The organism is Nostoc sp. (genome assembly GCF_036917095.1).
Classification (GTDB): Bacteria; Cyanobacteriota; Cyanobacteriia; order Cyanobacteriales; family Nostocaceae; genus Nostoc.
Genome location: NZ_JBALFH010000013.1, coordinates 1 through 25,497 on the forward strand (window position 1 = coordinate 1; position 25,497 = coordinate 25,497).

The 25,497-nt window shown below is 43.0% G+C and carries 19 protein-coding genes, 1 tRNA gene and 1 pseudogene; 12 read left to right on the top strand and 9 right to left on the bottom strand.

Annotated elements, in window-relative coordinates:
- On the bottom strand, positions 1-187 hold a 187-nt coding region (locus V7L01_RS02740), incomplete at its 3' end, for a hypothetical protein (RefSeq protein WP_335031702.1).
- A gap of 311 nt (positions 188-498) precedes the next feature.
- Between V7L01_RS02740 and gor the strand changes: the two genes are divergently transcribed.
- The 3 genes from gor (at position 499) to V7L01_RS02755 (ending at position 3,877) form a co-directional block, all read left to right on the top strand.
- On the top strand, positions 499-1,875 hold the full coding sequence (gene gor, locus V7L01_RS02745) for a glutathione-disulfide reductase (protein ID WP_335031704.1): 1,377 nt from the start codon (positions 499-501) through the stop codon (positions 1,873-1,875).
- A 112-nt stretch (positions 1,876-1,987) separates the two neighbouring features.
- Positions 1,988-2,623: a YqiA/YcfP family alpha/beta fold hydrolase gene (locus tag V7L01_RS02750; protein WP_335031705.1), complete on the top strand. Its 636-nt coding sequence runs from the start codon at positions 1,988-1,990 to the stop codon at positions 2,621-2,623.
- A 105-nt stretch (positions 2,624-2,728) separates the two neighbouring features.
- On the top strand, positions 2,729-3,877 hold the full coding sequence (locus V7L01_RS02755) for a histidinol-phosphate transaminase (RefSeq protein WP_335031758.1): 1,149 nt from the start codon (positions 2,729-2,731) through the stop codon (positions 3,875-3,877).
- Between the two features lie 20 nt (positions 3,878-3,897).
- Here the strand turns inward: V7L01_RS02755 and V7L01_RS02760 are convergent, their stop codons facing one another.
- Both V7L01_RS02760 and V7L01_RS02765 read right to left on the bottom strand, forming a co-directional pair.
- A complete protein-coding gene (locus V7L01_RS02760) occupies positions 3,898-4,440 on the bottom strand; it encodes a hypothetical protein (protein ID WP_335031707.1) in 543 nt (180 codons plus the stop codon).
- Positions 4,441-5,158: 718 nt separating this feature from the next.
- Positions 5,159-5,791 carry a GNAT family N-acetyltransferase gene (locus V7L01_RS02765; RefSeq protein ID WP_335031709.1) on the bottom strand — a complete coding sequence of 211 codons (633 nt, stop codon included), beginning with the start codon at positions 5,789-5,791 and terminating at the stop codon, positions 5,159-5,161.
- A gap of 1,025 nt (positions 5,792-6,816) precedes the next feature.
- Here V7L01_RS02765 and V7L01_RS02770 point away from each other — a divergent pair.
- The 3 genes from V7L01_RS02770 (at position 6,817) to V7L01_RS02780 (ending at position 11,829) form a co-directional block, all read left to right on the top strand.
- On the top strand, positions 6,817-10,380 hold the full coding sequence (locus V7L01_RS02770; protein ID WP_335031710.1) for a response regulator: 3,564 nt from the start codon (positions 6,817-6,819) through the stop codon (positions 10,378-10,380).
- Between the two features lie 68 nt (positions 10,381-10,448).
- The gene (locus V7L01_RS02775) at positions 10,449-11,708 is read left to right on the top strand and encodes a hypothetical protein (protein ID WP_335031712.1); all 1,260 of its coding nucleotides are present in this window, start codon (positions 10,449-10,451) and stop codon (positions 11,706-11,708) included.
- A 50-nt stretch (positions 11,709-11,758) separates the two neighbouring features.
- Positions 11,759-11,829: transfer RNA gene (locus V7L01_RS02780), tRNA-Gly, on the top strand.
- Between the two features lie 393 nt (positions 11,830-12,222).
- Here V7L01_RS02780 and pstB read toward each other — a convergent pair.
- The 4 genes from pstB to pstS all read right to left on the bottom strand — a co-directional run bounded on the left by pstB (position 12,223) and on the right by pstS (position 16,260).
- Positions 12,223-13,029 (bottom strand): phosphate ABC transporter ATP-binding protein PstB, encoded by an 807-nt coding sequence (pstB, locus tag V7L01_RS02785; RefSeq protein ID WP_335031713.1) that lies wholly within the window; start codon positions 13,027-13,029, stop codon positions 12,223-12,225.
- A gap of 57 nt (positions 13,030-13,086) precedes the next feature.
- Positions 13,087-13,968, bottom strand: coding sequence for a phosphate ABC transporter permease PstA (pstA, locus tag V7L01_RS02790; protein ID WP_335031715.1), 882 nt, complete (start codon positions 13,966-13,968; stop codon positions 13,087-13,089).
- Positions 13,969-13,987: 19 nt separating this feature from the next.
- Positions 13,988-14,938 (bottom strand): phosphate ABC transporter permease subunit PstC, encoded by a 951-nt coding sequence (pstC, locus tag V7L01_RS02795; RefSeq protein WP_335031717.1) that lies wholly within the window; start codon positions 14,936-14,938, stop codon positions 13,988-13,990.
- Positions 14,939-15,081: 143 nt separating this feature from the next.
- A complete protein-coding gene (pstS, locus tag V7L01_RS02800) occupies positions 15,082-16,260 on the bottom strand; it encodes a phosphate ABC transporter substrate-binding protein PstS (RefSeq protein ID WP_335031719.1) in 1,179 nt (392 codons plus the stop codon).
- 569 nt (positions 16,261-16,829) lie between these two features.
- On the opposite strand from pstS, the gene V7L01_RS02805 reads away from it, so the two are divergent.
- The 5 genes and pseudogenes from V7L01_RS02805 to V7L01_RS02825 form a co-directional block, all read left to right on the top strand.
- Positions 16,830-17,417, top strand: coding sequence for a biotin transporter BioY (locus V7L01_RS02805; RefSeq protein ID WP_335031721.1), 588 nt, complete (start codon positions 16,830-16,832; stop codon positions 17,415-17,417).
- Between the two features lie 94 nt (positions 17,418-17,511).
- Positions 17,512-17,988, top strand: coding sequence for a signal peptidase II (gene lspA, locus V7L01_RS02810; RefSeq protein WP_335031723.1), 477 nt, complete (start codon positions 17,512-17,514; stop codon positions 17,986-17,988).
- Positions 17,989-18,199: 211 nt separating this feature from the next.
- Positions 18,200-18,949 carry a hypothetical protein gene (locus V7L01_RS02815; RefSeq protein WP_335031725.1) on the top strand — a complete coding sequence of 250 codons (750 nt, stop codon included), beginning with the start codon at positions 18,200-18,202 and terminating at the stop codon, positions 18,947-18,949.
- A 391-nt stretch (positions 18,950-19,340) separates the two neighbouring features.
- Entirely contained in the window at positions 19,341-21,611 is a 2,271-nt protein-coding gene (locus V7L01_RS02820) for a transglycosylase domain-containing protein (protein WP_335031727.1), read from the top strand.
- Positions 21,612-22,143: 532 nt separating this feature from the next.
- Positions 22,144-22,404 (top strand): annotated as a pseudogene (locus V7L01_RS02825) (four helix bundle protein); the annotation flags it as partial.
- Between the two features lie 41 nt (positions 22,405-22,445).
- Here V7L01_RS02825 and V7L01_RS02830 read toward each other — a convergent pair.
- Entirely contained in the window at positions 22,446-23,876 is a 1,431-nt protein-coding gene (locus V7L01_RS02830) for a DUF4335 domain-containing protein (RefSeq protein WP_335031729.1), read from the bottom strand.
- Complete coding sequence (locus V7L01_RS02835; protein ID WP_335031731.1) at positions 23,873-24,499, bottom strand: DUF3038 domain-containing protein; 627 nt, start codon at positions 24,497-24,499, stop codon at positions 23,873-23,875. The genes V7L01_RS02830 and V7L01_RS02835 overlap by 4 nt, the downstream gene beginning before the upstream one ends.
- A gap of 412 nt (positions 24,500-24,911) precedes the next feature.
- Between V7L01_RS02835 and V7L01_RS02840 the strand changes: the two genes are divergently transcribed.
- Positions 24,912-25,430: an adenine phosphoribosyltransferase gene (locus V7L01_RS02840; RefSeq protein WP_335031732.1), complete on the top strand. Its 519-nt coding sequence runs from the start codon at positions 24,912-24,914 to the stop codon at positions 25,428-25,430.
- The last annotated feature ends 67 nt before the right edge of the window (positions 25,431-25,497 follow it).

Below are 25,497 nucleotides of genomic sequence, written 5' to 3' on the forward strand. Positions count from 1 at the left end.
CCTCCAGTAATAACTCCCGTTGAGCCTCCAGTAATAACTCCGGTAACCCCTCCAGTAATAACTCCCGTTGAGCCTCCAGTAATAACTCCGGTAACCCCTCCAGTAATAACTCCCGTTGAGCCTCCAGTAATAACTCCGGTAACTCCTCCGGTAATAACTCCCGTCGAGCCTCCAGTCGTTCGTCCATCTACCTGAAACTCTCCCAGGCTAGGACTTTTAGACTTGTAGCAATATTTTATAAACTTAGTTTTTCCAACGGTGTAGGTGCATATATTTATACTCAGCACCAGAGGCAGAATTATAATCAGTGTTAACTTTTGTCTCTATTGCTGTCATAGCAAATAGTAAGATTCCCTCTTACGAGAGAACATCTGCTAACGCTAGATTAAATCAAGGATAGGATTTATGCAGGGTTCACCGGATATCCTTTATAGTTCAATCACATTCTCTGTGTAAGTTCCCAGGAACTAACTTGTTGCTAAAGAGATACATAAATTTATGACTTTTGACTACGACCTGTTTGTAATTGGTGCGGGTTCTGGAGGTTTGGCAGCTTCCAAACGAGCGGCTAGCTACGGAGCAAAAGTGGCGATCGCTGAAGATGATTTAGTTGGTGGCACCTGTGTGATTCGCGGTTGCGTTCCCAAAAAACTCATGGTTTATGGCTCTCACTTTCCCGCACTATTCAGTGACGCTTCAGGCTATGGCTGGAAAGTAGGTAATGTGGAGTTTGACTGGGAATATTTCATTACATCTATAGATAAGGAAGTTCGGCGACTGTCGCAACTACATATAAGCTTTTTAGAAAAAGCCGGAGTGGAACTAATTCCTAGTCGCGCCACATTGGTAGATTCCCATACCGTAGAAGTTGATGGACGTAAAGTTACAGCAGACAAAATTTTAATTGCTGTTGGAGGGCGTCCTGTCAAGCCAGATTTACCAGGTATGGAACATGGCATTACCTCTAACGAAATCTTTCATCTAAAAGAACAACCGAAACACATCGTTATTATTGGCGCTGGTTATATTGGCACGGAATTTGCCTGTATTATGCGCGGTTTGGGTTCTGAGGTGACACAAATTACTAGAGGTGAAAAGATTTTAAAGGGATTTGATGAGGATGTCCGCATAGAAATCGAAGAGGGGATGACAAACCACGGAATTCGGCTGATTAAGAATAATGTGGTAAAAACAGTTGAAGGTGTCCCAGAAGGGTTGAAACTGACTTTATCAGGGGACGACCAAGAACCACTAATTGCCGACGTGTTTTTAGTAGCGACTGGTCGGATTCCTAATGTAGATGGACTAGGTTTAGAAAATGCTGGGGTTGATGTTGTCGCTAGTTCTCTCGAAGGGCCTGGATATCCAACCACAAGTGCGATCGCAGTCAATGAATATAGTCAAACTAGTCAAGCAAATATATTTGCCGTTGGCGATGTCACCGATCGAATCAATTTAACTCCCGTAGCCATTGGCGAAGGCCGCGCCTTTGCCGATAGTGAATTCGGGAATAACCGCCGCGAATTCAGTCACCAAACTGTACCCACAGCAATATTTTCTAACCCAGAAGCCGCTACAGTCGGGTGGACGGAAACCGAAGCACGGGAGCAACTTGGTGATGCTGTAACAATCTATCGCACTCGCTTCCGCCCCATGTACCATAGTTTAACTGGTAAGCAAGAGAAAATAATGATGAAGTTGGTGGTTGATAGCAACACCGACAAAGTGTTGGGCGCTCACATGGTGGGTGGAAATGCAGCTGAAATCATTCAAGGTGTGGCGATCGCTGTCAAGATGGGCGCAACTAAAAAAGACTTTGACGCCACCGTGGGTATCCATCCCTCAGCCGCAGAGGAATTTGTCACAATGCGGTAATAAAACTTAGGAGTAAGGAGTTGTGAGTTATGAATTATAAGTGAGCCACAAAAAATGATAAATAAAGATTTATCAACACTCAATAATTCTTAACTCCTAACTATTTACAGCCTTGCACTACATATATCTTCACGGCTTTGCTTCCAGCCCTGATTCTGCCAAAGCGCGGTATATAGGCGATCGCTTTGCCCAAATTCAGACAAAGCTAAAAATTCCCGACTTAAATGCTGGTGATTTTTCAAAGTTGACAATCACTCGTCAGCTAACTCAAGTTGCCGCAGAATTTCCTGCTTATCCTATCCCCGTAACGCTCATTGGCTCAAGCTTGGGCGGTTTGACTGCTGCCCACTTGGGACAGCAAAATTTACAAGTGCAATGCTTAGTTTTGCTAGCACCAGCTTTTGGGTTTTTATCCCATTGGTTGCCCAAGCTAGGCGATGAGCAAATACAGCTTTGGCAACAGGAAAAATCTCTGACGATTTACCACTATGGGGAGCGGCGATCGCTTCCTTTAAGTTACGATTTCGTTACAGATGCTGCCCAATACCAAGAAAAGCTTTTGCAACGTCCTATCCCCACGCTGATTTTGCATGGTAAAAAGGATGAAGTCATTCCTATCGAAGCCAGTCGTGACTTTGCAGAATCGCGCCCTTGGGTGGAGTTAATCGAACTCGACAGTGACCACGCCTTAGGTAATGTTATGGAAGAAATTTGGCAGGCAATTCGCCTCTTTTGCCAATTACCTTGAAGCTGTAAAATATTAGACTCTCACATAACTAATGTTATTAGTCATTTGTCCTTTGTTAGTTACCAATGACTAATGACTAATGACCAATGACCAATGACTAAAACTATGCTTCCCTTCATCCGGTCAGATTTAGCACAATTCACCGCGTACAAACCTCACCCCAGTAGCGATACAGCCGCATCTGTCCCCATACAGTTCGATCGGCTCGATACCAATGAAAGTCCCTACGATTTACCACCTGAGTTAAAAGAGAAACTGGCCTGGACGTATCAGCAAGTAATTGAAACAAATCGTTATCCTGATGGCGGACATGAAACACTTAAGGATGCGATCGCTGAGTATGTCAATCAGTCAGCAACCCTATCATCATCCTTGTTGACTGCTGCCAATATTTCTGTTGGCAATGGTTCAGATGAGTTGATCCGCTCTTTATTAATCGCCACCTGTCTAGGAGGAGAAGGTTCAATTCTCGTTGCCAATCCCACTTTCTCTATGTACGGAATTTTGGCACAAACTTTAGGCATTCCTGTAGTGGCGGTGGGTAGAAATGAAACAAATTTTGAAATTGACTTAAAAGCTGCACAGTCCGCCATCGAAAATACTCAAAATCCCCCCATTCGTGTAGTTTTCGTAGTGCATCCCAATTCGCCCACCGCCAATAGCTTAACTGCGGCAGAGTTGGCATGGTTAAGAAGTTTGAGCGAGCATATTTTGGTAGTAATTGATGAAGCTTACTTTGAATTCAGTCAAACTACCCTAGTAGGTGAATTAGAACAACGTCCCAATTGGGTAATATTACGCACTTTTTCTAAAGCCTTCCGATTGGCAGCTCTCCGTGTTGGCTATTGCGTTGCTCATCCCGAAGCGATCGCCATCTTAGAAAAAGTTCGCTTACCCTACAATCTCCCTAGCTTCTCCATTGCAGCAGCATTAGTTGCTTTACAAAATCGCACACTCTTGCTAGAGTCAATTGCCCAAACCCTGAGCGAACGAGCCAAACTCATCGAAATTTTATCCGAGCAACCAGAACTACAAATTACCGCAAGCGCTGCTAACTTTATTTACCTGCGTCTTAAACCAAATGGTTTTAGTTCACAAGATACTGCGTTAAAATCTTTCCACCAGAAACTTAGAACACTCGGCACTCTTGTGCGACACATTAGCGGAGGATTGCGAATTACTGTAGGGACAATAGAGGAAAACGCCCGCACTGTTAATCGAGTAAAAGCTGCTTTAGCAAATTTGGAATTTTAGCAATTCACTCAGTAATTAAATCAGCTATCTACCTCACTGCCCAAACGGCGCACTATCCCCACTGTTTGTGGCAGTACACCTACTAAAAGAGCAAAAGCAATATCCGGCAGAAGAGCCACTATTTCTGGCGGAAAGTATTGTTCAAATTGATCGAGAATTTTTTGAACTCGCTGGCCAGGCGCTGGGTTTTCTGTAATTTGTTTGATCAACCGAATCCACTGTCGCCTAATCAAGTAAGCCTTCTGGCGTTCTTCATTAGATTCAGGAGTTAATAAGGACAGATTACCTATAGGCAATGCCCTTTGGCAATCACAATCGTAATCCCCACCCACAGCAGCCCCAGGTCCAGCAAACTCTGCGTGGTAGCGTTTAAAGAGTATTAATCCATTTCGTCTACGACTATTGACGATGAAAACTTTTCCACTGTGTAAACGTGTAAGGATATCCGAGCTTTCCGATTGCTCAGTTCCATCTGGCATGACAACAGAGTCAAGGAAACTAGTTTCAGGGTAATAAGTTGATAACATAGAGGTCTGATAGCGCCGATGCTGTTCGCTATCCATGTTTTTTAAACTTTCAACGAATTTGGTAGTATTATGCACTTCAAAACAGAACTAGCTGTTATGTCAAATCAGGTTTTTGAATTCTTTTATTATCAAGAGTCTTTTGTCAATTTAACTAAGATAAAAATAAATAGGCATTCTTTACTAATTGAGTGATCACATTTTATGAGATATAGCTAAAATTGTCTTCAAATTCGGAGAAGGTTTTCTTAAAGTTTTTATAAAGATGAATATCTTTATTACAAAGTTATTATGAGGATTGCTGATTTTCTAAAGTAATTGTACAGTTATTTTCAAGATAATTCATTTATTTATATAATAAAAATAGCTTAAATATTATTTTTTAATGGCAAATAAAAGAATAAAATATTTAATCATTATAAGGGAAGTTTTCCAAAGTGATACTTTTATTAATATGATGAATAGGAAGAGCCGTAAAAAATCTAAATAATAAAATTCTGAGGCTAATTCTCGGAAACTTTATGCATCTATCCTAATAGCTAGATTTAGCTAATCTTGGCAGTGTTTTAATTAGATTAGTTTGTGCTTTAATTGTCTATTTTGGTGATATGATAATCCGATTTGATTCCTGAACTTACTTGCGTAGGGAGAACAGGGAACACACATGTAGTGAGTTTATTAAAAAATCAAATACTATTCCTAGAAATTTTTCCCGAAGTAATTACAATATAAAAATTTATAATTGCCAAAATAAAATTCAGATAGTGGAATCAGAATTCAGGTGTTTGTGTAAGAACATCTGGCTTGAGCGTCCTAGTAAAAATGTATTCCAATTCGATTCGACCTTATGCACCCGATATCCCACCTTGAAATAAAGTTGCCTTGCCTGATGATTATTTTCCAAAACGTGGAGATATAAGTCTTGAAATCCCCATTCGCGAGAGACTTTTTCACAGCTACTCAGCAACCCTGAAGCCACACCATGTCTACGGTATTTTGGGTGAACGGCTAAATTAGACAAGTAAGGAAAACCCATACCAACCTGGCTCCACGAATCACTGTAACGTACACCCAGTTCCACACTTCCCACTAAGTTATCAGTCGTACCAGTAGTAGTTTCAAAGGCGACTAAACAAATATGACGCGGTGGAGGTGATGCCATGCGATGCCTTAAGTCTTCGTAAATACCCAAACGTAGCAATGGAAATGCCCATCCCCACATACCCTTTTGCGAGTGAAAGCTTTCAGCAATAATTTGAGCAACACCGATCAAATCAGCAGGTGTAGCTGTACGAATTTGAAATTGGCAGCAAGCTGGATCGATTGGCTCTTGCTGGTATGGATGAAAAAACCGATATTTCAAGGCTAGTTTAGTATTGATTTTATTCAACGAAAATTTTCTCAAATATCCTCAGACACCATTTAAACTGAATAAAAACTTCATATATGCCCAAGAGATTAAACTGACCCAAGATTGCTAATGTGCTTTTGGTTGTAGAGGATACAAAGTTTTACACTTTAGTTTGGGGCTTTGTAGCCTGCATTTTTGAAAGAGTCTTAGAAGTTACAGCTTCATAAATCTACAATCTTAAGTTCAGTAGGTTCTGGCGCATCCCTTGCTTTAGGTAGGAAGGATATTAGTCTGTTTCTCACAAAAACATCTGTAAAGTCGTACAGGTTTAAGTGAATGGGTAGATAAATAGCATAACCTGTCCGTAGGCATAACCGACAAAATTGTTAAGTAAGTACACTAGCGACAAACTCAGGTTGCGAACCACCTTTGGTTACAGTACTGAATTTGTTTATGCAATTGCTGCCTACACTAACAGAATTTTGCTACTAGGTCATAGGAACAGGCTTTACAGATACTGGGGAAGAATCTGCAAGGTTCGTAATTTCTAACTTATTAACCCCTACCACTTGTCTTAATGACAGTTCTGATTGCTAAATTAGAAAGAGGTATTTGTCTAATAGTATACTTTGACTTTAAATCTTATTGTTTTAATATTGCTGACTCTACCATGACTACCATAAATAAAATTTACCTGCAAGTGTTAGTACAACTGCTGCGGAGGGAAAACTTAATATGCAGCTTCATCTGGATTTTTCAGCTAGCTATGAGCGCTGTATGTATTATCAGGCATTGCTCACAGATCGTGAAGGAAAATTTGGCAAGCAAGCATCGACTCTGTAACACTAAAACTGACTATGAAAGCAATTACACTGCACCAAAGCAAACGGTAATCGGCACAAGCCATTGAGACGAATTACTGTGAGTAAACGCTCCTACACTCAGCAGTCATGTAGCCAAACAGCCTTATTGGTCGAAATGCTCTGCTCTCACCTGACTCAGAAAAATCCTTACCTGATCAGATTATTCTTTATCCGACTGCCGTTGCAGCAGGAAAGCGGTGCATGAAATCCCAAGCAAACAGTAAGCCTAAAATTTTGGTTGTCGATGATGAACCAGACAACCTTGACTTGCTTTACCGCACTTTCTATCGCGACTATAAGGTGCTAAGGGCAAACTCTGGCCCTGCGGCCCTCGATCTGCTGGCTCAAGAGGGAGAGATCGCGGTGATCATCTCCGATCAGCGGATGCCGATGATGAGCGGTACAGAATTTTTGAGCCTGACAGCAACTCAATATCCAGATATTATCCGGATTATTTTAACTGGCTACACCGATGTCGAAGACTTGGTGGAAGCAATTAATGCTGGTAAGGTATTCAAATATGTCACTAAACCGTGGGAAGCTGAGGAACTCAAAGCAGTGGTACGCCAAGCTTTGGATACCCATAATGTCCTCAAAGCCCGTACCCGCGAACTTACCCGCACACTCCGACAAGAATCGCTGCTGAATACCGTCACAAATACGATTCGCAGTGCTTTAGACTATCGCCAAATTTTGCAGGCAATTGTAGATACAGTGGGTCATATGTTGGAGGTGGATGTCTGTCTGTTGCGTCCCTTCCAAGATGAGCAGCTAGCGGATAAAGGATTCATTTATCAGAAGCCTCTTTCTGAAGAAGCTCTTGAGCAGGGGAGCACAGGGGAAGTTGCAGTAAATTCCCCTCTTTCTCCAAAGGGGGATCTGAGTCCAACCATCCCCAGCCCTCTGCCTCTTTTGGCTCAGACGGTGTGGGAAACCCGCGAAGTCCAGGTAATTCACGATGTGATAGATGATGAGCGCATTCACGGTAATACTCCTGAACTGCGCCAGCGTGAGGCAGCTTTTGCTGCCGCTAACATTTGCTCTAGTTTAGTTGTGCCATTGATCTGCCAACAAGAACTGATGGCAGTGCTGGCACTGCATCAGTGTTCTCTGCCTCGCTTCTGGGAGGAGGATGAGGTGCAGCTAGTGTTGATGGTAGCGGATCAGGCAGCTTTAGCTTTGGCTCAAGCTTATGCTTACGAACAAGTACGTGCCCTTGCCAAACGAGAAGCGCTAATTAATACGATTACTAGCGCGATTCGCTCTAGCTTAGACCCCCAAGATATTTTTGCGGCTATTACCCAGCAATTAGGACAAGCCTTACAGGTTGATGGCTGTATCCTGTCTTTGTGGACAGAGGAGGATGAGTTTGTCGAGTGTGTGGGCTTGTATGATAGTTTTCAACATTCGGAAAATTTACGTAGGCACAGCCCAACCCAGGCATCGCCAGCCCTAGACAATAATTCAAGTAGCAAGAATCACCTATTACCACCGAGATTGCCTTATTCTGAAGCATCTATACAGGAGAATCCAATCCTTCAACAAATGCTACAGACACATGAACCCGTGGTAATTGGTAATGTGAGCCATTCTCCTTCAGATGTGCAGGGTTTTGACTTGCCTTTAAAAATGCCAGCGCGATCGCTAATGTTTGTACCATTATTAGCTGATGGTAAATGTATCGGTAGTATTACGTTACATGAAGGTAAAAAAGTACGCCAATGGCTGTCATCTGATATCGATTTGGCGAAAGCAGTAGCAGCTCAAGCAGCGATCGCTGTCCAGCAGTCACACTTGTATCATAAAACTCGCCAACAAGCTGAACGCTTACTGGAATTAGACAAACAAAAAACCGAATTTTTCCAAAATATTTCCCATGAGTTTCGCACACCTATCACCTTGATTCAAGGGCCTTTAGAGTCGGCGGTAGCGGCTGGCGAAGGATTATCATATTCCCAAAGTGCGATCGCCCTGCGTAACTCCCGCCGTCTGCTGCGACTGGTAAATCAACTCCTGGATTTACAACGCCTGAATGCGGGGAGAATGCAGCCTAGCTTCCATCCCTGCGATTTAGTAGAATTTGTCAGCCAAATAGTAGAATCTTTTCGTCCCTACTGTGAGAAAAAGAGACTGCATCTCGTCACCCAGTTAGAGGAATGTTCTACGGTGTACTTGGACATGGAAAAATTTGACAAGGTGGTTTATAACCTCCTGTCAAATGCCATGAAGTTTACTCCCGAAGGTGGCACGATCGGTGTCAGACTAAAATCTGAGCGCGATCGTTGCATCTTGCAAGTCCAAGATACTGGAATTGGTATTGTTAAAGAACAAATTCCCCACCTATTTGAGCGCTTCCGCCAAGCTGAAGGTTCAGCAAACCGCTCATATGAAGGTAGTGGCTTGGGTTTAGCTTTAGTTAAAGAATTGGTCGAATTACATGGTGGTCAAGTCACTGTGGAATCGGTTTACGGACAAGGCACTACCTTTAGTTTATGGCTTGTGACTGGAAATGCTCATTTACCCGCACAGCAAGTACTAGAAACGCCTACCGAACTGAACACGAGCCGCGCTAGCGTAGAATTGGCTGATTTAGAACTGGTAGAGTCAACAACAGACAATATTGAAGATATTACAATAAAATCTCCCCCCAGTATTGATACTCAAGACTCAGCACTTAAGACTCAGCACTCAATTTTAGTTGTAGATGACAACCCGGATTTGCGAACCTATGTATCTGAGATTTTTCGCCGCAATGGCTATCGCGTACAGACGGCTCGTAACGGTTCTGAAGGGCACAGTAGAGCTAAGGAAATTATACCCAGCTTGATTGTGACTGACTTAATGATGCCCTTGGTGAGCGGACTTGAGATGATTCAAATGATCCGTAATGAGGAGAAGTTAAAAGGAATACCAATCATTCTGCTGACAGCAAAAGTTGACGAGGAAACCCGCATCGAAGGTACAGAACATGGTGCGGATGCTTATTTAGCAAAACCATTCAACGATCGGGAACTTTTGGCGGAAGTTCGGAATCTTTTAGCATTGAAAGAAAATGAACGACGAATTGTGGAGTTAAATACTTATCTAACAGAATCGGTGCTAAAGCGCTTTTTACCAGCTGTATTGGTGCAAAAAGCCGCAACCGGAGATTTAACGTTAGATTTGCGCCCAGAACCACGCTTAATCACAGTTTTGTTTAGTGACATCGTGGGTTTTACACAGTTATCAAATACTCTCAGATCCCGACGAGTCGCAGAATTGCTAAATGAATATTTAGAAGCCATGACCAAGGTTGTATTTGGCAATGGTGGCACTGTAGATAAATTTATGGGAGATGCTATCTTAGCTTTATATGGAGCGCCAGAAGAATTAACCCCTAATGAACAAGTGCGTCGTGCCATTAATACAGCAAGAGCAATGCACCGCTCGCTGGCTGAGTTGAACCAGCGCTGGCGAGAGCAAGGTGTATTCGATGGTGACAGGCTTACTAGCGTACAGTTTCGGTGCGGTATCCACCAAGGTACTGCTGTTGTGGGAATGTTTGGTGGCGCTGAACGTGCCGATTATACTGCTATTGGCCCAAGTGTGAATATTGCTGCAAGGTTGCAAGCTGCTGCTGTTCCCGGTACGATCCTGGTTTCTGCTGCTGTGGCAGATTATTTGCAGGAAGAAGAAATTACTAAAGGTAGTCCGCTAGAACTTAAAGGAGTAGATGAAACAGTTTTGACTTTCGCTGTGACACCAGAGGTAATGGTTAATCGCTAAAATTTAGACTGGTATTTTAAAGCATTATCAATGAGTAAGAGTGCCTAATCATATCCAGTTTCTATAATATGACACCATCGGTTGCAGACAAAACTCCAATTCCAGCCAAGGTCTGGAGACGACATACCGATCCACCAGGTTTGTGGATTTCTGTCGTTATAGGTTCAGTCTCTCTGCACTTGCTGGCGTTCTGGCTGATGCGCTCATCTAATGCATTTAGTCTGTGGTTTCCCCAGCAAAGTCAATCTGCTGTTCCTATTGAATTGATAGACATTACTCCTAAAACAAAATCAATAACCAAATCAAAATCAACAGCCAAAACTGTTTCACCAAAGCCGCTATCCTCAACTCAAAAGTCTGTACCAGCACGTTCATCACAAACTGCACAAACTACGCCCAGAAATCAAGATTTGGGCGCAATCAATTCTGCGGATAATCTCCAGCAAAAGAGCCGAATTTACGCTTCTCAACCTAATCGCAAACCCTTTAGGCAACAGAGAGTTCCTACGCCGACGCCAACGCCTACATCTACACCGAAACCTACGCCGACGCCAACGCCTACATCTACACCGAAACCTACGCCGACGCCAACACCTACATCTACACCGAAACCTAGAGCCACACCTACAGTTCCAGTCGGGAATCTACCTTGGAACCGCCGTCAAGAAATCAAACTGGGAGAGGGAAAGCCACTACCAACAGGTATTCCATCAAATCCACCAATTCCGACTAAAGAAACTCCAGCAACTCCAACTAGAGAAACTTCACCAACTTCGACTCAGGGAGCATCACCAACTCCAACTAGAGAAACTTCACCAACTTCGACTCAGGGAGCATCACCAACTCCGACTCAAGGAGCATCACCAACTCCGACTAGAGAAACTTCACCAACTCCGACTCAAGGAGCATCACCAACTTCGACTCAGGGAGGATCGGTAGCAATAGTAGCTCCTTTGCTTAGGGATGAAGTGAGTAAGTTGATACAAACAGGAAGATTACGACAAGATGCTTTACCCGACGTTATCGCTTTATACAAAGGAAGCAACACAAAACAATTAGATTCAAGCTTTCTTGTCCACGATTCTGGACTTGAGCCAGCACATCTCTTGGCTAGCTTGATAATTGATAACAATGGCAACTTTCAACAGGCTGTAGTTCTAGAAATAGAACCAGCAAGACTGCAAAGTGAAAAAAGTACATACGAGCAAGTCCTCAGCGAAGTTTTCAAAACAGAAAACTTTCTTGCTGCTCACAACAACGATGGCACAAAACCAGGTTTGAGCAATCTGTATGTACGAATCAAAATCCAATCTGCCAATTCAAAATAAATACTTGAATTTTTGCAAAAGCTGTGTTATGTTTATAGGGTTGGAAATTCGCGGGCGTAGTTTAGTGGTAAAACTATAGCCTTCCAAGCTATTAATGCGGGTTCGATTCCCGCCGCCCGCTTAGAAGGAAAAACCTAAAATACCGTATTGCAAGAAGCAATTCTGGGTTTGTTAAAATAAGCAGTTAAAAGTTAAGTATTAAATCTTGGAATGCCTACTTATGTAGCGATCGCAAGACCACAAGTACGGAATAAATATCGAGGAGAGCCAACACTAGCACTACGCTATGTGTCGCTCTGTTGTACAGTGTGTCCAGTTAATGCAATTCTGATGTTAAACAGCTTAATTATTGCTTTTCTTGACCCAGACAGGCATTATCGATCAAAGCGATGCCTGCGGCGGGCTACACCTACGCTAAGGTTAGCGAACAAATAAAAAAACTAGAGGAATATCGCACAGCTTCAATTTCCGAGTATCCCTCATTGTTTTTACATCAATCAACAAGGTAAAATATTTATCCAAATCTGCCGCTAACGTAATCTCGGGTGTCTTGCTGCTTAGGATTGTTGAAAATTACTTCTGTTGCGTCGTACTCTACCATGTAGCCGTTACGACCACCTGTCTCTGTAGTCCGAACATTAAAAAAGGCTGTCTTATCAGAAACCCGCGCTGCTTGCTGCATGTTATGGGTAACGATAACGATGGTATATTGCTCTTTAAGTTGGTGAATTAGTTCTTCAACCCGCAAGGTGGAAATAGGGTCGAGGGCGGAACAAGGTTCATCCATCAATATAACTTCAGGTTGTACTGCGATCGCTCGAGCAATACATAACCGCTGTTGTTGTCCACCAGATAAAGACGAGCCACTTTGTCGCAATTTATCTTTGACTTCATCCCACAAAGCCGCTTGGCGCAAACTCCGTTCCACCAATTCATCCATATTACCTTTGTAACCGTTGATTTTGGCTCCAAAAGCAATGTTGTCATAAATTGATTTTGGAAATGGGTTTGGTCTTTGAAACACCATCCCAATCCGACGACGGACTTCTACAGGATCGATGTCAGATGCATACAAGTTTTTATCGTAAAAAAGTATTTTACCTTCTGCCCGAAATGACTCAATCAGATCGTTGAGGCGGTTATAGCATCGCAACAACGTACTTTTACCACAGCCAGAAGGGCCGATAAAGGCTGTAACCTGATTTTTCGGTATATCTAGCCAAATATTCTGTAAGGCTAAAAACTTGCCGTAGTAAACGTTGAGATTTTCGGTGTGTAAAACTGTTTCAGTACCATTCACTGTGCTAATATTAGTAGCCATAAATTAAGTTTAGTGTTCGTTTAAGCGATTGGGATCTGCACTGTGGATGTTTGTTTACTAAGCTTTTTGACGAGTTGCCCAGCGAGCGATGATACTTGTGATTAAAACCATTAATACCAAAATCAAAGATGCTGCCCAAGCTAGTGATTGCCAATTTTTAAATGGAGAGATGGCATATTTGTAAACCAAAACAGCAAGGGAAGCTGTTGGTTGGAATAAGCTATCGGGCCAAAAGTTGGAAAACAGAGCAGTAAATAGTAAAGGTGCGGTTTCTCCAGAGGCTCTAGCGATCGCTAGCGTTGCTCCAGTTACAATTGCTGGTAAAGCTGCTGGTAAGACTACTTGACTCACTGTTTGAAAGTTAGTCGCTCCCAACCCTACAGATGCTTGTCGCAAATCTTGCGATACTAACTGCAAAGCTTCATCAGTCGTTCGCAGAATAATTGGCAACATCAAAATTGCCAGTGCAAACCCTCCAGCTAGAGCTGAATACGATCCTAAGTTCAACTTTACCATTGTTAAAACTACAATCCCATAAGCAAATACCCCAGCAATAATTGAGGGGACTCCACTCAGGACGTTAGCTGCAAAACGCACCCATCTAGCCACTTTCGCCGAACTAAATTCTGTGATGTAAATCGCCCCTAAAACTCCAAAGGGGATACTAATCAAGGCAGCAATTCCTACCATCAGCAGCGTGCCTAAAATGGCATTACCAAAGCCTCCTCCTTTTTGGAGAGCTTTGGGTGGCAATTCCACAAACACGGCCAAATTCAGACTGCTAAAGCCTTTAATAATCACATAAGAAAGTACTGCTAGCAAAGGAACAAGTGCCAATACTCCGCAGGTAAAAGCGATTACGGTCATCACTGTATTAAACAGTGTTCTTTGAGACGTGGCGGAGCGAGTTAAACTGCGCTCTGGAAAATTAGAAGTCATAATTTAACCCAAAACTAAGCTATATTCGCTTGACTCTCAGAACGATCAACTCTGCCAGAATATTGACCACTAGTGTCAAGAAAAATAGAATTAAAGCCGCATACATTAAAGCCGAAACTTGCAAACCACTAGCTTCTGAGAATTGATTTGCCAGTAGAGAAGAAATCGTATTGGCTGGTGCAAAAAGAGAGAGACTGATGTTGTTGGAGTTGCCAATTAACATCGTTACAGCCATTGTTTCTCCCATTGCGCGGCCAAGTCCCAACATCACAGCACTAACTATCCCCGAAAAGGCTGCTGGGATAAGAACTTGTAAAATCGTTTCCCAGCGGGTTGCTCCCAGCCCTATAGAGGCTTGGCGCAAGCTGGGGGGTACAGAAATCAAGGCATCGCGGGATAAAGCTGTGATGATAGGCAAAGTCATAATCGCTAATATGACTCCTGCTGGCAACATTCCTGGCCCTGTAGGAGAAGTGCTAAAAAATGGCAGCCAGCCAAAGTAACCATTGATCCATTTTCCCAGGCTGGTTAATATTGGCACCAAAACGAAAATACCCCACACGCCATAGACAACGCTGGGAATAGCTGCGAGTAGTTCTACCGCAAAAACCAGTACCAGTTTCACTTTTGCAGGTAAAAAATCCTCGCTCAATACAATCGCAGTACCAACACCAATTGGGACTGCTATCAGCAGACCAATAAAAGAACTCACGAGAGTTCCATAAATTTGAGGTAGCACCCCATAGGTATCATTAACCGGATTCCAAGTAGTATTGACTAAAAAGCCAGCACCAAACTTTTGGATAGCAGGCCAAGAGGCAATTGCAACTTGCGACCCGATCCATAATAAAGTCCCAGCAACCCCAAAAGCAAAAATTTTAGTCAGCCAAATAAAACCCAAATCTAAGGATTTTTCTGCGCTAGAGCGATTTTTCATCGCTGATGACAGATTTTGAGAATTTGTAGTCATGAATACCGACTTTCAGAGTTAAATCAGAGAAAAATGTGGGAGGCAAACAGATTTAGTAAAATTGTCGCCTCATCATCTATTTAAACTAAATACAATAGTAACTCCGTATTCAAAGTTACTACTTGACATCTGTGTGTAATTGCTTACTTGCTAGCGCTACTACCACTGGCGACAGAAATTTTATACTCTGGACTAATTTGGTCAGCCGCCGCAGCTACCTTTGTAATGACGTTGGCAGGTAGAGGAACATACCCTAATGCACTAGCCTGTTTCTGACCATCAGTTAAAGCGTATTCGATCGCAGCTTCAATCGCCTTGGCTTTTGCCGCATTGGGATATTTCTTGTAAGCCAAAATCCAGGTGTAAGTGACGATGGGATAGGAATCAGCTCCTTCGGGATCGGAAATGAAAGAGCGGAGATTTGCGGGTAGAGGTACTGATTCGAGAGTTTTAGAGGCTGACTCTTCACTAGCTACAACAAACTTACTGCTTTTGTTTTCCAAAGCAGCAAACTTGAGACTATTTTGTTTGGCATAGCCATACTCGACATAGCCAATGGAACCTTGAGTTTGTTGGATTTGGGCAGTAACACCCTCGTTACCTTTAGCACCTACTCCCTTAGGCCAGTTGACGGTTTTGCCTTCACCAACTTTACTCTTCCACTCAGGGCTGATAGCGCTGAGGTGTTTTGTAAACACACCCGTAGTTCCGCTACCATCAGAACGATAAACAACCGTTATTGCTTCTTTAGGAAGCTTTACACCTGGGTTAGCCTTGGCAATTTGGGCATCATCCCAAGATGTGATTTTGCCTAGTAGAATATCAGCGTAAACGGCTCGTGGGAGCTTGAGTTCTGGAACATCAGGCAAGTTGTAAGCCAACACGATGCTACCAGCAGTCACAGGCAGTAAAATAACACCCCTATCTGCTGGTACTTTTTGGATTTCTTCATCCTTCATAGCAACATCACTGGCACCAAAGTCTACAGTGCCTTTGATAAATTGCTCAACTCCAGAACCGCTACCAACAGATGCATAGTCAACTTGCAAATTTGGATATTTTTTGTTTAAATCTGTGAACCAGGTATCATACAGTGGAGCTGGAAAAGACGCACCAGCGCCGCTTAACTTTACGGTTCCGCCAAGGTCTAATTTAGCTGGGCTAGAGGCAGTAGTATCTGTAGCAGTGCCAGAAGACGTATCCTTGGTGGCTGTATCTTGGCTTTGCTGTCCGCCACAAGCTGCTAGGCTGATTGTCAGTGCTAACACTGAAATTGAACCTGTGAGGCGATGAGTTTTTATTGCACTAAGACGTGAGAGCATCGCTATCAATTTTTTAGTAACTTTTCAGGTGAGCGTTTCTAAGATACTTCTAAAGGACAACAATAAAGATTAACAATAGGTTAATAAAGTAAAAAAGATGCTTGTTTTTTTGATGAAGAGCAAACCCTTATTTCGGGTTTTGCTTGATATATTTTATACTTTTGCTTTAGTTTTAAGATGCAAATAGCACTATACTACGTTGTTTGTACTTATTTACAAAACTTTATTGATAGTGTAATTCCCTTGGTCAATTCATGAAAAAAGGATGTAAATATAAGCACTTTATAGCCAATGAATTTAGGCAATGCTTTGAAATATTAGTACAAATACTAAGCTCAATGATGTTGATTTTACTATATTTTAGGTCAAATACTAGAATCCAGAACGCCCTTCAGTCAATCAAATCAGACAATAGACACCTCAGTGGCAATTTGCAAAACTGAAAAATTATATAACGAAAAGGCAAAAGAAAATATGCTAGTTCTTAAGATATCAGCACATTCATTTCAATAATGAATATACTGTTTGCTGTTGGTTTTCCCTTTTGCTTTTCTTTAGTTGCCTGATAAATGTTTGCTGCTTCCAATCAATTACTATGGTCTATGATTGGCTTACTCCTGACAATGGGTGGCACCTTCTTAGAAGCTTATGGCATCACCTTACCTTGGACTTGGAGTAAGCACGGAATTCAGACTTTTTCTTTAGGTGTCACTTTTCAAATTGGCGCAGTATTGTTGGTGGGTTGTTTAGGGGGCAAAAATGCCGGTGCGCTCTCGCAAATTGCCTATTTAGTGATGGGGTTAACCTTATTACCTGTATTTGCCGATGGCGGCGGCATTGGTTATGTTAAGCTATCTCAGTTTGGATATCTACTAGGCTTTATTCCTGGAGCTTGGATTTGTGGGTTGTTCGCTTTTAAAGCTAGACCTCGACTAGAAACTCTCGCCTTTAGTTGTATCTGTGGCTTGTTAACTCTCCACCTATGCGGCATTACTTATTTGATTATTAGCTATATTTTTCACTGGAAAGGTACAGAAAATCTACCCTTGATGCAAGCAATCCTCAGATATTCCTGGTTTGCACTACCAGGGCAACTAACTGTGCTCTGTGCCGTTACTGTAATAGCATATGTATTGCGTCACTTAATGTTTTATTAGTTCATTGTCTTTCGTCCTTTGTCATTTGTCAAAAGCTCATGACCAATGACCAATGACCAATGACCAATGACCAACGACCAATGACTAATTCGCCATGCGTTTAAAAAATCGCCTTTTCTGGATTTCTGCCTTCATAGCTTTTTTCTTAGACCAAATAACAAAATACTGGGTGGTGCAAACCTTTAGCTTGGGGCAGACACTACCACTCTTACCTGGAATATTTCACTTTACCTACGTCACTAACACTGGTGCCGCTTTTAGTCTGTTAAGTGGGAAAGTAGAGTGGTTGCGCTGGCTATCTTTAGGAGTGAGTTTAGTATTAGTAGCATTAGCCTTGTTGGGGCCAACGTTAAATTTGTGGGATCAGTTGGGCTATGGCTTGATTTTAGGTGGAGCTATGGGCAACGGGATCGATCGCTTTGTTTTAGGCTACGTCGTTGATTTTCTTGATTTTCGCCTGATTAACTTTGCTGTATTTAATGTGGCAGATTCATTTATTAGTATCGGTATTGTTTGCCTGTTAATTGCTTCCTTGCAAAAAACACCGACTTCAACTGGCAGATCGCATTAAACTATTAAGCCTGGGATGATTAATCCCAGGCTATTGATTACTCCAACCCTTGCTCAGTCCTATATAGGAAGACTCGATCTATAGGTTTCAGCAGTTTTGGTTTGTCATCTTAAACTAGTTGCATAACTAGTGCAAGAGGTCAAGATGCACTAGCGATCGCTGATAGCAAACTAGTATTCAGATTATGCCTCAGCTTTTAATTTAATTACCTGTGGTAGGAGTTTTTGGCGTACTTGGAGTACTTGGAGTACTACCTGGTTCGGTAGTGCTGCCAGGAGTGCCAGACTCAGGTGAAGTTGAGCTACCTGGTTCGGTAGTGCTGCCAGGAGTGCCAGAATCGGGTGAAGTTGAGCTACCTGGTCCTGGAGTTAGGTTGCTAGGTGCGCCAGGTGCGCCAGGTTCGGATGGGGTAATGGTTCCTGGTCCTGGAGTTAAGTTGCTAGGTGCGCCAGGTGCACCAGGTTCAGATGGGGTAATGGTTCCTGGTCCTGGAGTTAAATTGCTAGGAGCGCCAGGTGCGCCAGGTTCGGATGGGGTAACGGTTCCTGGTGCTGGGGTGCCTTCGGGAGTGCCAGATCCAGGTGTTGTTGTGCTATCTGGTGCAGTTATACTATCTGGTGTTGTTGTGCCAGGTGTTGTCGTGCTATCTGGTGTTGTTGTGCTGGGCGTGGTTTCTGCTGGTACCGTGGTGCCACCAGGAGCGCTAGGTGTGGCAGCTGTGCCGCCGGGACAGCGGGAGTTTAGCGGAAAATACTCGCACAGAATTTTCATCCCTTCTGGCGACATCTTGATTTCCGTTGGTGCACTAGTGGAGTCGCTACTGGATTGGGCTATGGGGGATTTACTGGATTCGGCTACAGCAATGTTAGCACTGAGCGCCAAAGATAGAGCTGTACCAATCATGGTCAGAGATTTTCCCATCATTCTGAAATTAACCTCAACGGAACACTCGCCCCATTAAAACAGACAATAAGATTTAGAAAATCTTCCTAAATGAAGATATTTAGGTTTATTTCAGAATGTGTGGATATGTAAATTGGTAAAAATTAAATCTGTTCTTTATTCACTACTAGTGCTTAAAACTACAAATTTAAAATTCATGTTTGTAGTTATTGAACTAATAACAGTAGATATAATAAGCCTTTTAGAATGGAAAAAAATTTGTACCTCAGAATATAAGTGACTAAATTAACAAAATGATTCTAGTTGTAAGCCAGGATAAAGTATAAATTAGTCCAAAAAGTTCAGTATAGTTAATTTATGCTTTGGCTTATGAGTAAAATGATGAAAGACTAACATCTAAAATTGTAATTCGCCCGATTCTTCACTAAAAAGTGTGATGTGAATAGCCGATGAGTTCTCCCCAACCCCCTCACAAGCCACAAACGTTACTAGGTCAACTGACTCAAGCGGTACATACTATTCAAGCTAGGGTCGATTTTTCTAAATTGGCGCTCAAGCCTAATGCCAAGGTACCAGAACTCTGGGTGCAGGATGCGGGGGCGGATAAAGCAGAGGTATATCCACTGTTGGGCGATCGCTATATTCTAGGTCGTAGCTCCAAATCCAGCGATATCGTCATCCGTAACCCTGTTGTCAGCCAAATTCACCTGTCGCTATCCCGGAATTCTACTCAACGCACACCAGTTTTCGTCATCAAAGACGAAAATTCCACTAATGGCATTTATCGTGGCAAGCGTCGGGTTAGTTCCCTGGAACTGCGTCACGGCGATATTCTGACTCTGGGGCCCCCAGAACTCGCCGCTTCTGTACGGTTGCAATACGTCGATCCACCAGCCTGGTATGTTAAAGCTGCAAGTTGGACAGCTTATGGTGTCGGTGGTGCCAGTGCCCTGTTCGCGTTAGTGATTGGTGTCGAATGGTTAAAATTTTCAGTTAAACCTCTACCTACAGCTACACGCGCCCCAGTAGTTGTTTACGCCCGTGATGGAGCCACCCCGCTGAGAGAGCCTCGGACTACCTCTCATGTAGACATGAAGCGTTTAGAGGAATTTGGGCCTTATTTGCCTGCTGCTGTAGTGGCTTCAGAGGATAGTCGTTATTACTGGCACTTTGGGGTCGATCCTCTGGGAATTTTACGAGCGGTGTTAATCAATAGCCGCAGCGGAGATGTGCAACAAGGAGCCAGTACTGTTACCCAGCAAGTTGCCCGCAGTTTGTTCCGCGAGTATGTAGGCAGACAGGATACTCTTGGACGCAAATTGCGGGAGGCAGTTGTCGCCCTGAAGCTGGAAACTTTCTACAGCAAAGACGATATTTTGCTGATGTATTTAAATCGGGTTTTTTTGGGGGGAGATACCTCTGGCTTTGAGGATGCAGCCCGATATTACTTTGAGAAGTCGGCTAAGGAATTAACTTTAGCAGAAGCAGCAACGTTGGTAGGAATTTTACCTGCTCCCAACGCTTTTGATTTCTGTGGGGATGGGCCAAATAAGCTAGAAGCAGCTGAATACCGGAATCGCGTTATTAAGCGGTTGCTGGAGATGGGCAAAATTAAAGCAGAGGATGCGAACCGAGCTAGACGCTCCACTGTCCAAATTAGTCCTAAAGTCTGCGAACAGCAAGCTAAAACGATCGCACCTTATTTTTACAGTTATGTCTTCTCTGAACTCGAATCAATTTTAGGGGAGGGAGCTGCAAGAGAGGGAAACTATATCATTGAAACCAAGCTCGATCCAGCCATACAGAGGCAAGCAGAAGCAGCATTAAGTAATTCGGTCAACAACTCTGGTAGAACTTTTAATTTTTCTCAAGGAGCAGTAGTCACTCTTGACTCTAGTACAGGCAGTATCCTGGCAATGGTAGGCGGGACTGATTACAAAAAAAGTCAATTCAATCGTGCTGTTCAAGCCAAAAGACAACCAGGTTCCACCTTCAAAATCTTTGCTTACACTGCCGCCATTCAACAGGGAATTTCGCCATCCAACAGTTATTCCTGCGCCCCATTAACTTGGCAAGGCTTTACTTATAAACCTTGTCGTGCTGGTGCTGACACTAGTTTAGATATTGCCACCGGGCTAGCGCTTTCAGAAAATCCCATCGCCTTGCGAGTTGCTAGACAAGTCGGGCTGGATAAAGTTGTGGCAATGGCGCAGCGTTTGGGGATAAAATCAAACCTCGATCCAGTTCCCGGCTTGGTACTTGGTCAAAGCGTAGTCAATGTTTTGGAAATGACTGGTGCTTTTGGCGCTATTGGCAATCGCGGCGTGTTGAATCCTCCCCATGCCATCAGCCGAATTTTAGACAGTGGTGATTGCAGCGATCGCAATGATATCAAAACCTGTCGTGTAATCTACTCCTTCGACCAAGATCCAGGTGCCAACAAACGAGTACTGACAAATGATGTCGCCGATGAAATGACTAGTTTGATGCGCGGTGTAATCGCAAGAGGTACTGGTCGTAGTGCTGCCATTGGGCTGGGAGAAGCGGGTAAAACTGGCACGACTGATAAAAACGTTGACTTATGGTTCATAGGTTTTATCCCCGGTCGGCGGCTTGTAACTGGTGTTTGGCTAGGAAACGACAATAATTCCCCTACATCTGGTAGCAGCGCTCAAGCAGCTCAGTTGTGGGGAAATTATATGAGACGGGTTACAAGGTAATTGGGAATTGGGCATTGGGCATTGGGAATTATCGATCGATACACCATCGATGGACTTTTGTGAGAAGACCTGATTTTGAGGACTTAGAAGTTTATCAACTTGCCCAAAAGCTAGCTAATGAAATTTGGCGTATTGTAAAGGAATGGGACAATTTCACTAAAGATAAGACCTCTTGCATAAATCAAAAATAAAGAACCCCACCCCGCATTTGCTGACGTAAACGCTCCCCTCCCCTTACCCTACGGTGTACATACAAGTCTTGCCGCAGCCATATTTTTATTAATAAATCTCGCACTGCGTTTCTATCCCGCCTCGGAATGAATTCCGAGTCTCATAGCTAAAGTCCACGCAAGCGTGGACTAAATAATCGATTCAGTCCACGCTTGCGTGGACTTGGGCTATCAGCCCAGAACTTCAGTTCTGGGCGGGATATCGGTGAGTGTGACAGTTTCACTCCGACAAAAATGTGGGTAGAGAACGACTTGTGTGTACACCGTAGGTGGGGTGTTAGGGACTTTTGCAACAGGTCTATACACTAGGCAAGCAAATTGTTCGGTCTGCTGATGGTACTTGTGTAAACATTGCAGAAGGTAGAGGTAGGTACAACGACCAAGACAATCGACGTTTTGTCAAGATTGCAAGAGGCTCTTTGTATGAAACTATCAGCTGGTTGAGGTTAGCCTACGCCAGACAGTTATTGACAAATGAACAGGTAAGCAGATTTAAACCAATTCTTGATGAACTATTACCCAAGCTTAATGCTTATCTAAAATCTATAGGGAATAGGGAATAGGGAATAGAGAATTAATTCTCTTCCCATTACCCCATGCCCAATTACTGATATCCCTGCCAAGGAGTGACTTCAAGTTTGCCGTTAGGCTTGAATATCACTTGGAAGTGGGCGAGAGGTTCTTTATCGTTGGGAGCTGCTACATTGGAACCGTAGATATCGTTGAACATCTTGGGAAGGGGTGTTTCCCGAAAATAGTCAAAGGCAACTTGGTTGAGTGGTTCATAGTCAGCAATTACACCATCTTTGTTAACCGCTACCCGGTATTTCAAATCTCGCGTAAAGGTGTGGGTACCAGTCCAGGTTTGGCGAACTGTACTATAAAGCTTTTGGTTTAAACCTTTGACTATATTAGAGTCAGTAATTTTTGCACCGACTACTTGTGGTGTCGTAGCATATCCCCGCCAAGGGCTAACTTCTAGTACACCTTTTGTAGTAAACACTACTCGAAATTGAGCGATCGGTTCATTGGAAATGGGAGCGCGGTTAGCAGGATTGTAAAGTAGGTTAGGCAGAGGAGTTTGCCCCACTCCTAAATTCGCTTCTTTATTCACCGCTTTATAACCAACGATCGCTCCATCCGCAGCTACACCCAAACGATAGATCAAATCCTGTTGCAATCCTGAGCGATTAGCCCAAGCTGGATGAACTTGGTTATAAACTTGACGATTTAATGCACGTAACTGGGATGGATCGGTAATTTCTGGAACTGTATTTAAAAGTGCTTCTAAATCTTTAACTACTGGCTTTGTATTAGCTGTGGGCGTTGGTGTGGGGGTTGCAGCAGCGATGGGAGTTGCAGCAGCTGATGCTGGAGGAGCGATATTGTTTGTTGTAGAGCTAGTTTGCTCATCTGTTTTAGGCTGCGGTGGACGCATTTGGGGAGGTGGAATCAAGTTAAAGGCGATCGCTGCTACTGCTAAACTTGACACACCTACAGCAGCAGGAACAGCCTGCCTGATTACAGCCTGACTAGCACCGCCATAGCGTCTGGTAACTGGTTGTAGTTCTAAGGAAAGTTCTGGTAAAGTTTGGGTATCAGCAAAAAACTGATCCACTGCTTCCACTAAATCAAACAACTGCACCGTATTCAAATCTATTTCAATAGGCGGACGTTTAGAATTGTTAGAGCGATCGAACCCCTCTGGAGTCCCCTCTGAATGGATAATTAACCTGTGTCGGTTGCTATCAACCTTCTGAAACTCTACTAGCTCCGATTCTTGGTTGTGTGCTTGCGGATTGGGTACAGTACTTAAAAATTCTTGGGCATAGCCACTAACAGCCCTCACCAAACTTTCAAAAAATTCCCGCCCACCCGTTAGGGGTTGATTATAACCAGATAAATAGCATTCTGCATTTACCAATATTGATAATTCTGGGCGCATTTCCTGAAAATGTGCCGCCCTAGTAACATCACTTAGACCTTCTAAAAGCAGTGTACAATTAGGTAGACTGTACTTACGTTGAATATTCATTCCACTTCACCGTCAAAAAGACTAATCCAGAATCGCTGCATTCCAGCTGTACCAGTACAAAATAGTAATTGTCCTAACAAATTTATCGCTAGCTCATCTAATTTTTCATCAGAAGTTAATGCTAGTACACCAGAACGTCGAGCATTCATCCGGCTCTTAAAATGCGCTCTAAACCGCTCTAGATAATTAGATAGACGCAAATTCTGTTCTAATGGAATCTGCTTTTCTTCCATTTGTTGACATATCATTAGTAACTGACGGATGACAACAGTTAAACGTCGTGCTATATAGCAAGCAATAACCACCAGAGCTTTTGCTTCCATAATAGTTAAGGGACGGCGCATGTGCGCTCTTCGTAGCGGGTTAGAGCTACGCATTCGCCATAAATTCACTCTGTCTTTAACAATTCCTTTTAAATCCAACTCTTGAGCAAAAGCCAGGATTGCTTCCGAACCACCAAGCTCTAAAGCTTCAATTGCTAATAAAATCAGGTCAATTTGCAACCGGGTTCTTCGAGGACACGTCTTGGAAGCGATCGCAGGATCTGGTAAAGTGTCCAGAATCATCGGCACTGACTCTTGGGTTGGACTGTTGAACGGCGTTAAACTTGCTGAGACATTCATTCTATAAATACCTTGTGCGGTTCCAACAGACTAGATAAAACAAATTTAAGATCGGTAGCCAAGACTTGAGCATTAGACTTGTAGCAGAGCATGACTACCTGATATATACATTACTTAACTCTTTATACTCAAAGTTTTCCCTATATTGAAATCAAAGTTTTAAAACATAAGTTAATTCACCTGATTTATTAGTGCAATACCTTTTCTAGCTTGGTTTAGATTCTAATTATCGTCAATGAAGAGCGAAGCTTCAGCCTCGACCCCCAGCGTATGACATTATAGTGTACGATTTTTCAGGTATCTGAAATTGGGGAATGAAGACTGGGGGCTGGGATAGCTATGAATTTAAATTAATAACTCCTCACTCTTCACTCTTCACTTTCCCTAATCTTTACTCCTTATTTTCTGTTTTATGGATTTGAAGTCTCTCGTTCGTGACATCCCAGATTTCCCCAAACCCGGAATTTTATTTCGGGATATAACTACCCTGCTGCGCGATCCAGAGGGACTGCGCTATACTATTGACTTTTTAACACAAAAATGCAACGAAGCTGGGATAACGATAGATTATGTCATCGGTATAGAGTCGAGGGGATTCATTTTTGGTTCACCTCTGGCTTATAAATTAGGAGTTGGTTTTATTCCCGTCCGTAAAAAAGGTAAGTTACCGGCTGCCGTTCACTCAATTGAATATGAACTAGAGTATGGTATTGACTGCCTAGAAGTGCATCAAGACGCTTTACAGCAAGGTAGCCGAGTCTTGATTGTGGACGATTTGATTGCCACAGGTGGAACTGCCAGTGCAACAGCAAAGTTAGTTCAGAAGATTGGCTGCAAACTAGTAGGGTTTGGGTTTATTATCGAGCTACGGGATTTAGAAGGGCGTAAATATCTCCCAGACGTACCGATTATCTCTCTAATTGAATATTAGTTATTTGTCATTAGTCATTAGCCATTGGTCATTAGCAAAGGACAAATGATTAATGACCAATGACAGA

Excerpts from the sequence above, each read along its gene's own strand:
- V7L01_RS02830 (WP_335031729.1), bottom strand. The coding sequence starts at position 23,876 with ATGAATATTCAACGTAAGTACAGTCTACCTAATTGTACACTGCTTTTA.
- V7L01_RS02835 (WP_335031731.1), bottom strand. The coding sequence starts at position 24,499 with ATGAATGTCTCAGCAAGTTTAACGCCGTTCAACAGTCCAACCCAAGAG.
- pstS (WP_335031719.1), bottom strand. The coding sequence starts at position 16,260 with ATGCTCTCACGTCTTAGTGCAATAAAAACTCATCGCCTCACAGGTTCA.
- gor (WP_335031704.1), top strand. The coding sequence starts at position 499 with ATGACTTTTGACTACGACCTGTTTGTAATTGGTGCGGGTTCTGGAGGT.
- V7L01_RS02840 (WP_335031732.1), top strand. The coding sequence starts at position 24,912 with ATGGATTTGAAGTCTCTCGTTCGTGACATCCCAGATTTCCCCAAACCC.
- V7L01_RS02820 (WP_335031727.1), top strand. The coding sequence starts at position 19,341 with ATGAGTTCTCCCCAACCCCCTCACAAGCCACAAACGTTACTAGGTCAA.
- V7L01_RS02755 (WP_335031758.1), top strand. The coding sequence starts at position 2,729 with ATGCTTCCCTTCATCCGGTCAGATTTAGCACAATTCACCGCGTACAAA.
- V7L01_RS02770 (WP_335031710.1), top strand. The coding sequence starts at position 6,817 with ATGAAATCCCAAGCAAACAGTAAGCCTAAAATTTTGGTTGTCGATGAT.
- pstA (WP_335031715.1), bottom strand. The coding sequence starts at position 13,968 with ATGACTTCTAATTTTCCAGAGCGCAGTTTAACTCGCTCCGCCACGTCT.
- V7L01_RS02760 (WP_335031707.1), bottom strand. The coding sequence starts at position 4,440 with ATGGATAGCGAACAGCATCGGCGCTATCAGACCTCTATGTTATCAACT.
- V7L01_RS02775 (WP_335031712.1), top strand. The coding sequence starts at position 10,449 with ATGACACCATCGGTTGCAGACAAAACTCCAATTCCAGCCAAGGTCTGG.
- lspA (WP_335031723.1), top strand. The coding sequence starts at position 17,512 with ATGCGTTTAAAAAATCGCCTTTTCTGGATTTCTGCCTTCATAGCTTTT.
- V7L01_RS02805 (WP_335031721.1), top strand. The coding sequence starts at position 16,830 with ATGTTTGCTGCTTCCAATCAATTACTATGGTCTATGATTGGCTTACTC.
- pstB (WP_335031713.1), bottom strand. The coding sequence starts at position 13,029 with ATGGCTACTAATATTAGCACAGTGAATGGTACTGAAACAGTTTTACAC.
- pstC (WP_335031717.1), bottom strand. The coding sequence starts at position 14,938 with ATGACTACAAATTCTCAAAATCTGTCATCAGCGATGAAAAATCGCTCT.